Here is an 8,623-nt window from a genome sequence, read left to right on the forward strand (position 1 = left end):
CAGTTCCTTATCGACGAGCAATGTGATCCGGAAAGGATCGAACGCATCATGGCGGACCAGCCTAAATCATAAGCTCTGCGGCCTTCGCCGGATGGATACGATTAATCCTACGAGACTCTGTTTGATCTCATCGCGGGACGCGGCAGGCGACAAACGGCACGCAGCTCGGTGCGCACGGCCACGCAGTTCTGCCGCTCGGCCCGTTTCTCGCCTACCAAATCTCATTATGTCCAACGTCTAAAGACTGCGCTCGCATTGACGCCGCCGAAACCAAAGCCATTCGATATGGCGTATTCTGTTGCAATTGATCGCGCGGTATGGGCGACGAAGTCGACACCCTTTGCCTCTGGATCCGGCGCACTGAGGTTTAAGGTTGGCGGTGCGATCGGACTTCTCAGCGCCAGAATGGTGAAGATAGCCTCAAGCCCCCCTGCCGCACCGAGGAGGTGCCCTGTGGCCGATTTGGTTCCGCTAACCGCGACGGTGTTGTCGGAGCCGAACACAGTCTTGATAGCCCTGATTTCTCCGAGATCCCCGACCGGAGTGGAAGTTGCGTGCGCGTTCAATTGACCGATCTCCCGTGCGGAAATGCCCGCCTGCGCGATAGCGATCTCCATGGCTCGGCGCGCGCCGTTTCCGTCTTCGGGTCCGGAGGTGATGTGATGGGCGTCGGCTGTCGTGCCATATCCGACGAGCTCGGCGAGTGGCTTGGCGCCGCGGGCAAGCGCATGGCTCAAGGCTTCGATGACGAGCATTCCTGCTCCTTCTCCCATGACGAAGCCGTCGCGTGATGTGTCGAAGGGACGCGATGCACGGCTAGTTGTGCACATCCTCAAGCATCTATAGTCATCGGTAATGTTGCATATCTTGACGAAGATGAGTGGGCACCGATGAATACCAATGTTGCTAACCAGCCCGATTGGGGACCCGAACATCTTCGCCGTGCCATTCAGGCCGCAGGGGTGTCCCTGTGGTCGTGGCACGTCGATACGGATGTCTTCCTGATGGATCCGCACGGCTACAGGCTCTGGGACATCGGCGCCGATGGTGTCGTGACATTCGAATGACTTTCCGAGAAGATCCATCCTGCCGACAGAGAGCGCGTTAGAGCCGCCTTCACGGCGACCAGGGTGATCGTCGGCCCCTACGAGATCGACTTCCGGATCATCGTCGGGCCGAACGTCCGCTGGGTGTCCGCACGTGGCCAGGGCAATGACGAAGGCATCGTCGAGCGCATCATGACGGGCATCTTTCTCGACGTCACTGGTCGCAAGCAGGCCGAAGAGGGACATGAACTCCTCGCCGGAGAGATGAGCCACCGCGTCAAGAACCTCCTGGCCATCGCAAGTGGCCTGACCCAGATCACGTCCCGGTCTTCGTCCTCCAAGGAAGAGATGACCGAACAGCTCATGGGACGGCTGACGGCGCTCGGTCGCGCCCACGATCTCGTGCGGCCGCTGCCGGACGGGCAGGGCGAGGCGGCCCTACTCGGCGATCTCTTCACCGTTCTGCTTGCCCCTTATGACAGCATCTCGCCTTTTTCCGGCCGAGTCCGGGTCGCTGTTCCAAGAATGGGGGTTGGCGTGCAGGCTGCGACTGGTCTGGCTCTGGTCGTTCATGAGCTTGCAACGAACTCGCTGAAGTACGGATCTCTATCAAGCGCCAACGGAACTTTGGACGTGGCCGGAACCATCGTCGGAGACAATGTAGAGATTACCTGGAGCGAGCAAGGCGGTCCCGAAGTCGCGCCACCTCAGGGTCCTGCCGGCTACGGAAGCAAGCTCATGGAGCGGACCATGTCCGGGACGCTCGGAGGGTCAATAACGTATGCATGGCCAACGAGCGGCGCGCTCATCTCGATACGTATCAGGCTGGATCGACTTGCTTTGTGAGTTACACGGCTGTGATCAGAAGAGACAGGTCTGAAGGAGGCGGAAGTCGAAGAGCTACGGCTGTCGACCGTGCCAAGGGCGTTGCCCTTTCCGACGTCGGATGCTTCAACTCCGGACATTGAACCTCATGCTCTGCCGCAATAGCAACCGCAGGCACGTTGGAGGCCTCTGAACGAGGTGAGCCGAGGAAGCAGGATCAGCTTTCGATGTAGCGTGCCAGTTCGATCATCCCTGTACGATCCGCGCGGCAATTCCGTCGAGTGCGGTTACGATAGAGGCGGGCGGGTAAGGCTTCGAAAAGAAGATGCCATTTTCCGGTAGCCTCTCGTGGGCTACGTTTACATGCCCTGACGCGATAATGATGGAGACGGGAGGCCAACGATCGCGAACGGCATGAGCCAGCTTCAGACCGTCCATTGATCCCGGCATGTCGACATCGGTGAAGAGGACGCGGATCGCGTCGTGCTTCTCCATGAGGCTGATCGCTTCTGCCGCGTTCGCCGCCCCGTAAACGGTGAAGCCAGCATCCTCTATCATGTCCATCGCATCCATAAGGAGAAGCGGCTCGTCCTCGACGACGAGGACCGCGATGCGGCGGCGGTCGTAGCTTTGTCCCATGATCAATCCCGTGCGAGATCGGTGTCATCCGGTCGCAGCGTACCTTCCAGTTCGTATTCGATTCCACCCGATGTGTATCGTGTCTTCGCGCTTCCCTCGAAATAGGCAGGCACCACGCGTTCGGTAAGACGTGAACCGAACCCGCGCCTTAAAGGTTCCGCAACTTCCGGTCCGCCTGCTTCGATCCAGCTAAACCTGAAGCCATTGACCTGTGACGAATTCCAACAAATGGTAACGGTGCCGCCATCGCATGACAGTGCGCCGTACTTGGTAGCGTTCGTTGCCAACTCATGGATCGCCAGCGCGAGCCCAAGAGAACGCTGTGCTTCCAGAGCAAGCGAGGGACCGCTTATCTGGAAACGTCCGGTGCCATCATCGTGAGCAGAGACAGCCGTCCTGACGAGCGTTTCCACATCGGCTGCAGACCAATCGGTCGCGGTCAGTGCGTCCTGTGCGCGGGCGAGCGCCTGAATACGAGCCGACGCAAGCCCGGCAGCGAGTTTAGGATCTGTTGTATTCCGCAGGCTCTGCGAAACAACGGCTTGAACCATGGCCAGCGTGTTCTTCATGCGATGCGATAGCTCGCGCTGCAGGATGCGTTGCTGTCGTTCACGATCCCTTTGCTCTCCGAGCAACCGTTGCTGTTCGCGAGCGAGTTCACGGCTCCGTGCCCGCTCTTCGCGCAGGCCATCGACAGCTCTGTGCATGACCTGGATCAGGAGGATGTCGACACCGACAACGCCTACATAAAACGCCAGTGCCACGAGCACCGAAGTGTCCATCGAGAACGTGCCGAACGGCGGAATAAACCAGTACCAGGCGGCAATGCCGCAGGCGAGGGCACAGACCGCTCCAGGCAGAATACCTGCAAGAAAAGCGGTTACGATGACCGCCGGGAAGAAGGTAAGATAGGGAAAGCCTGGCGGCAGAAGATGGTCGAACAGGAACCTGGTTTGGAGCGCGACGGCGAACGCAGCAGATGCGATGCCCCATGCCAGCACGGGCGTGGAGCGAACGCGGTCGCTTAGAGCAAAGAGTCTATGTCCGAGTGAGTTCATGCCGCCAGAGTGTCCGCGATAGGAGCTTCTGCTTCGGCGCTTCGCGTCGGTTCGTCAACCTGCGAATACCGTAAGGCGTAGCGAAAGCCTTCAGTCGATCTGCTGATCCTGAATGAAGTGCCCTTCATCTCCCACCCGTGATACCTGCGAAGGGAACCAGTCACCTGAGGGGAAGTTGTCGGTCGCAACAAACGATAAGGAGAGCATCATGTCTGACGATGACAAACAACGGCGCGAGAGAGCCTATTGGCTATGGGAGAACGAAGGCCGGCCGGAAGGGCGTCACGACAATCACTGGACACAGGCAGGCGAGCAAGATGTGTCGGACCAGGAATCCGAGGATGTCACCAAGACAAATCAGGAAGCCGACCAAGATTTTGCGGGAGGTAATGACGCAGACAGATCAGCCATCGACATCAAGCCACCCTCGGCGATCAGCCCGGATTAAGGATCACGATACGATCTCTTAGGTCTTGGCCAGCGGCGATGACGCGGATGCCGTTTGTTGTCCGCGACCACTGAATCTTTCGTGCCTTAGCTAGGACCCTCATCAAAAGCGACGGGAACCAAGCTCGCACAGGATACTTGTTTCCCTGAGACCGCGGTGTGTCAACCGGACACGATGGGGATGGTGAACGCAGGAGTTTTTCCGGTTTCTGCCTGCGGCCAACGAAACGGCAGCCGAGCGCCCGACACGTCCGCCGCGGTCTCTCTCCATTCAGAAAGCATACCATGATCGATCCGCCAGCACGCCCCGTCGGAGACCCGGAACGTCAGCAGGAGCTCAAGCTGGCAGTCGACTACGCCGTCCAGTTGCTTATCGAAGAAGCGCATCTCGTCGGGTGGCAGCGTGTCGAGTTTCTGACCGCCGTCATGGATGCCGCTAACGACGGCTTGTCAGCGATAGAGCAGGAAACCGACACAGAGCAGAGTTGAGAGCCGATGCGGCATCCGTTCGCCCCTCGAAGCCGAGGCAGCGCTATTTTATCATCCTCGCGATCATGAACTTCGTAGGGCATGCGGTATAGCCGGCTCGAAAACCTGAAGTTGACTTTGACCTCCATTCCCGCTATTGATGGTTTATCGATATTTTGCTTGCTGAGCTTTGATTATCGCGCGACTGGCACCGCGCTTCGAACGAACCTTCCTTTCAGAAACATCGCTTTCACTATCTGCGTAGCCTCGGCGACGTGGTCTATCAACATTGCTTTGAAAGGGTTCATCATGACCACAGGCACAGTTAAATGGTTTAATTCCACCAAGGGCTTCGGCTTCATCCAGCCTGACAATGGTGGCGAAGACGCCTTCGTCCACATCTCGGCCGTCGAACGCGCGGGCATGCGCGAAATCGTCGAAGGCCAGAAGGTTGGCTACGAACTCGAGCGCGACAAGAAGTCGGGCAAGATGTCGGCCTGCAATCTCCAGGCCGCCTGATCGAAAACTGGTTCCGTCCTTGACCACGGATGTACTGGCACTGACGTCACCGAGTAATTTGAGGCCGGGCAAATAGCCTGGCCTTTTTCATGCCCGCATGAGGCGGGCTCAAAGTGGGATTTACCATGACAGAAACACACTCCAAGTCGAGACAGCAGGCCGAGATCGCATTCGGTCATACGCAGTCGCAGTTCTTCGCCCGTGGACATGCCGTGGAAGAAATGGAGTCCATCGTCAGGACACGGGAAGAGAAGACGTTGCGTCTGCGCGAAGCCCGGCTGGCGAAAGAAGCGCAGATTATCGCTACCGCCTCGACCAATCTGATCGCGAAGCGCGCTCGCAAGACTTGATCTGGAAAGGTGTCGACGTGACCGACCAAGCACAAAAGGCGGAATGGAATTCCGACCAGCTACGACGAGCCATCAAGGCTGCGGGAGTGGCGCTGTGGACGTGGAACGTCGATACTGATGCGTTCCTGATGGATCGGCGTGGGTACGAACTCTGGGACATCTCGACCCAGGAAATCCTCACGTTCGAGCATCTGTCGGAAAAGATACACCCTGCCGACCGGACCCGCGTCAGAGACTCCTTCTCGGCGACGCGCGCTGTGGTCGGCCCTTACGAAATCGACTTCAGGATTCTGAGTGGTCTTGACGTCCGGTGGGTGTCCGCCCGCGGGCAGGGGAGTGACGAAGACATCAAGGCGCGGTTGATGACGGGCATCTTCCTTGATGTCACAGGCCGAAAGCAGGCTGAAGAAGGCCACGAGCTTCTCGCAGGCGAGATGAGCCATCGCGTGAAGAACCTCCTTGCGATCGCTACCGGGCTGACTCGGATCACATCTCGGTCCTCAGGTTCCATCGAAGAGATGACCGCACAGCTCACGGAGCGACTGACGGCCCTTGGGCGGGCGCACGACCTCGTCAGGCCGTTGCCGGGAGGACAGGGAAGCGCAGCACTTCTCGGCGATTTGATTACGGTCCTGCTCGCGCCTTACGATGAGACGGCCGCGTTCTCCAGACGCATCCGGGTCGCCGTTCCCCGGATAGGCGTCGGCGAAAGCGCCGCGACTGGGCTCGCTTTGGTTATCCACGAACTGGCGACGAACTCGCTCAAGTACGGTTCCCTATCGGTTGCCAGCGGGACGCTGGATGTGTCCGGAACGATCGACGGCGACTTCCTCGTCCTGGCATGGACCGAGCAGGGCGGCCCTGAGGTCGTCGTGCCGAGGAATACCGGATACGGCAGCAAGATGCTGGAACGCACGATGTCGGGCCACCTCGGAGGCACTATAGCGGTCGACTGGACCACAGGCGGCGCCTTGGTGTCTCTGAGGATCGACTGCGGTCGGCTGTCGAGCTGAGCTCCAGCGCAAGGCCTGCCGGCTTGCCTTCCTTTCATTCGTGTTCGAAATCTCAAGCTCGTCAACGGGAACAATTCATGGAATGGAACCGGCGATCAGGCAGGGCCGATGGTCGCCTGATATTCGACGAGGTCCTCGCGCTGGAGCCAGATCGTTTCTTCGGCTCCGGCACGTCCTAGTTCGAGTTTGTAAGTCGCCGCGGCTGCGAAAGTATCGGCATACTGCATCAGGCGTTCCAATGACGGGTCAGGAGGACTTGCTACCCCTTCCAGAGCCTCGCGCGTGACGATGACAAGCCAGTTGGCTGTCTCGTCCGTGGTCGGAATGTGACCGTTCTCGTCCCTGATAAATGGGGGCAGGCCGGGCCGCATCTTCAATGTCATCCATGTGCCTCGTTGATGTTCCACCGGTCTCGAATGCAACCGGAACCGTTCCATCCTACCTCACTTCAGAGCGGTGAAACATGCTGAACAGATGAAGCTCCCAGCAATGATCGTGCGCGTCGAGGAAGAACCAGCCGAATTTGCCGCCCATGTGGTTTTGCCGCACTTGCGTGCGTTTCGTCAGATGGCACAATCGTCCATCAAATGGCGAGGTGTCACATGACCGGATCCGCTTTCGCATCGCATGTTTCGCTTACATCGGACGATCTCGAGCTTCTGCGTGAGGTGTGGGAGGACTGGTGTCGGGATCTAGACGTAGACGGCTCCACCGAGGATGCTCAGCTTAAAGCCAGATCGCTGATCGACTGGTTTCAGTTCGGTATTAGCGACAAACGTCAGCTTCGATCACTGCTGAATCCGCTTTGAAAACCAGCAAACCTCAGGCGCGACCGACATGCCTCGGTGTACGTTGATGCCGGGCTGGCGTACGCTGATGCCGGGCATGAGAGTTTTGCAGGAATCGGGTGGCAGCGTGCTTGGCCCTTTGCCTATGACTGAGCTCCCAACAAGGAGTTGATCATGGGAATGCTGGAAGACAAAGTCGCAATTATAACTGGTGCATCATCAGGGATCGGCCGTGCCACAGCGATGCTGTTTGCCGCCGAAGGTGCTGCCCTGGTTTTGAACGCGCGTGGCAAATTGGGCTTGGAAAAAGTGGCTGAGGCTATCCGGGGTAAGGGCGGGAGAGTTCATCTGGTGGTGGGCGATGTGGGCCAACTGGACACTCACGATGAACTGGTTGTTGATGCCGCGCGTGTTTTCGGAGGCTTGGACATTGCATTCAACAATGCAGCGACGGTCGGACCGATAAAACCACTCGCAGAGGTCACTTTTTCCGAATGGCAAGAGACACTTGCGACCAACCTGACTTCAGCCTTCGTAGCAAGTCGTAGCCAAATCCCCGCTATGCTGGAGAGAGGCGGTGGCTCAATTATATTTACATCTAGTTTTGTCGGCACCAGTGTCGGCCTTCCGGGCATGGGGGTTTACGCAGCGTCCAAGGCTGGGTTGATGGGGCTCGTGAAAGGGATCACCGCCGACTATGCCAACAGGGGCATCAGGGCAAATGCGCTCATGCCCGGCGGCTCTGATACAGCGATGGCTGGCGACGAAGCGCAGAAGGAATGGGCTGCAGGTCTGCATGCCATGAAACGAATAGCGCAACCGGAAGAGATTGCCCAAGCCGCCCTGTTCCTCGCCAGCTCCATGTCCAGTTTTGTCGCGGGATCTGCTCTGTTTGCCGACGGTGGAAACTCCGCTGTGAAGTAGCGCCAAAACTTAAACATCTGCCGCAACCCTACGGTCAGGCGCTCTCAGGAGCGCTTGACGATTCACGGACTTCACTTGCAGGGTTTGCTTCCACAGTACATCTACCACCGGTATCCGCCAGAAGCTGACATTGCAACGCCGTCAACTCTGCTGAGGTGAGCGGCGAGCCACTGATCAGTTGCAGGTGAACAGCCCATTTCAGGGCGGGTTCATGAGTCTTGCGTACCCTGAACCACATGGCATAGATGCAAACGACATACCCCTCGAGTCGGTTCGAGATCGATTGTAGCCGGGCACCAAGAAACGCAAAATGGTGGGCTGTAGAAAGCGGCGAAGCGCACTGGTTCTATCCGCCGGATTTTATCTCTTTGGCGCCCTTCTAGTAAGTTGAACAAGTACCGGCCCCTGACTTCGCACTTGACGGCGACTGGCGCGAAAGCTTGTCTGAAAGGCTGCCTCATAAAGAGGTGGGTGATTTCAACAGGTTATGATTCCTTCGGATTTGCGAGATTCGATGGAGTTCACGATGGCCTGGACCAAAATCAC

10 protein-coding genes and 1 pseudogene are annotated in these 8,623 nt (G+C 58.1%); 7 read left to right on the forward strand and 4 right to left on the reverse strand.

Annotation, left to right across the window (positions count from 1 at the left end; all coding sequences use genetic code 11):
• Positions 1 to 224: 224 nt before the first annotated feature.
• Positions 225 to 935 (reverse strand): beta-ketoacyl synthase N-terminal-like domain-containing protein, encoded by a 711-nt coding sequence (locus ASG39_RS10515; RefSeq protein WP_277995965.1) that lies wholly within the window; start codon positions 933 to 935, stop codon positions 225 to 227.
• Here ASG39_RS10515 and ASG39_RS10520 point away from each other — a divergent pair.
• Positions 891 to 1,892: pseudogene (locus ASG39_RS10520) on the forward strand (HWE histidine kinase domain-containing protein). The gene ASG39_RS10515 and the pseudogene ASG39_RS10520 sit on opposite strands and share 45 nt — an antisense overlap.
• A 225-nt stretch (positions 1,893 to 2,117) precedes the next feature.
• Here the strand turns inward: ASG39_RS10520 and ASG39_RS10525 are convergent.
• Together ASG39_RS10525 and ASG39_RS10530 are read right to left on the reverse strand one after the other, a co-directional pair.
• Positions 2,118 to 2,510, reverse strand: coding sequence for a response regulator (locus ASG39_RS10525; protein WP_062594981.1), 393 nt, complete (start codon positions 2,508 to 2,510; stop codon positions 2,118 to 2,120).
• Positions 2,511 to 2,512: 2 nt separating this feature from the next.
• Positions 2,513 to 3,568, reverse strand: a complete 1,056-nt coding sequence (locus ASG39_RS10530) for an HWE histidine kinase domain-containing protein (RefSeq protein ID WP_062594982.1) — start codon at positions 3,566 to 3,568, stop codon at positions 2,513 to 2,515.
• A gap of 208 nt (positions 3,569 to 3,776) precedes the next feature.
• Between ASG39_RS10530 and ASG39_RS10535 the strand changes: the two genes are divergently transcribed.
• The 5 genes from ASG39_RS10535 (at position 3,777) to ASG39_RS10555 (ending at position 6,365) form a co-directional block, all read left to right on the forward strand.
• Complete coding sequence (locus ASG39_RS10535) at positions 3,777 to 4,016, forward strand: DUF2934 domain-containing protein (RefSeq protein ID WP_062594983.1); 240 nt, start codon at positions 3,777 to 3,779, stop codon at positions 4,014 to 4,016.
• A gap of 284 nt (positions 4,017 to 4,300) precedes the next feature.
• Positions 4,301 to 4,504, forward strand: a complete 204-nt coding sequence (locus ASG39_RS10540) for a hypothetical protein (protein ID WP_062594984.1) — start codon at positions 4,301 to 4,303, stop codon at positions 4,502 to 4,504.
• A gap of 288 nt (positions 4,505 to 4,792) precedes the next feature.
• Entirely contained in the window at positions 4,793 to 5,002 is a 210-nt protein-coding gene (locus ASG39_RS10545; RefSeq protein WP_062594985.1) for a cold-shock protein, read from the forward strand.
• Between the two features lie 125 nt (positions 5,003 to 5,127).
• On the forward strand, positions 5,128 to 5,352 hold the full coding sequence (locus ASG39_RS10550; RefSeq protein ID WP_062594986.1) for a hypothetical protein: 225 nt from the start codon (positions 5,128 to 5,130) through the stop codon (positions 5,350 to 5,352).
• Between the two features lie 17 nt (positions 5,353 to 5,369).
• Positions 5,370 to 6,365 carry a sensor histidine kinase gene (locus ASG39_RS10555; RefSeq protein WP_244481210.1) on the forward strand — a complete coding sequence of 332 codons (996 nt, stop codon included), beginning with the start codon at positions 5,370 to 5,372 and terminating at the stop codon, positions 6,363 to 6,365.
• Positions 6,366 to 6,460: 95 nt separating this feature from the next.
• On the opposite strand, the gene ASG39_RS10560 is transcribed toward ASG39_RS10555, so the two are convergent.
• Complete coding sequence (locus tag ASG39_RS10560) at positions 6,461 to 6,748, reverse strand: hypothetical protein (protein WP_062594987.1); 288 nt, start codon at positions 6,746 to 6,748, stop codon at positions 6,461 to 6,463.
• Positions 6,749 to 7,327: 579 nt separating this feature from the next.
• Here ASG39_RS10560 and ASG39_RS10570 point away from each other — a divergent pair.
• Positions 7,328 to 8,077: an SDR family oxidoreductase gene (locus ASG39_RS10570; protein ID WP_062594989.1), complete on the forward strand. Its 750-nt coding sequence runs from the start codon at positions 7,328 to 7,330 to the stop codon at positions 8,075 to 8,077.
• Positions 8,078 to 8,623 lie beyond the last annotated feature (546 nt).

Origin of the sequence: Rhizobium sp. Leaf371, from assembly GCF_001424045.1 — a bacterium.
GTDB lineage: Bacteria > Pseudomonadota > Alphaproteobacteria > Rhizobiales > Rhizobiaceae > Ferranicluibacter.

Coding starts and splice junctions, on each gene's coding strand:
- ASG39_RS10515 (WP_277995965.1), bottom strand. CDS start 935: ATGTTCGGGTCCCCAATCGGGCTGGTTAGCAACATTGGTATTCATCGG.
- ASG39_RS10525 (WP_062594981.1), bottom strand. CDS start 2,510: ATGGGACAAAGCTACGACCGCCGCCGCATCGCGGTCCTCGTCGTCGAG.
- ASG39_RS10530 (WP_062594982.1), bottom strand. CDS start 3,568: ATGAACTCACTCGGACATAGACTCTTTGCTCTAAGCGACCGCGTTCGC.
- ASG39_RS10535 (WP_062594983.1), top strand. CDS start 3,777: ATGTCTGACGATGACAAACAACGGCGCGAGAGAGCCTATTGGCTATGG.
- ASG39_RS10540 (WP_062594984.1), top strand. CDS start 4,301: ATGATCGATCCGCCAGCACGCCCCGTCGGAGACCCGGAACGTCAGCAG.
- ASG39_RS10545 (WP_062594985.1), top strand. CDS start 4,793: ATGACCACAGGCACAGTTAAATGGTTTAATTCCACCAAGGGCTTCGGC.
- ASG39_RS10550 (WP_062594986.1), top strand. CDS start 5,128: ATGACAGAAACACACTCCAAGTCGAGACAGCAGGCCGAGATCGCATTC.
- ASG39_RS10560 (WP_062594987.1), bottom strand. CDS start 6,748: ATGACATTGAAGATGCGGCCCGGCCTGCCCCCATTTATCAGGGACGAG.
- ASG39_RS10570 (WP_062594989.1), top strand. CDS start 7,328: ATGGGAATGCTGGAAGACAAAGTCGCAATTATAACTGGTGCATCATCA.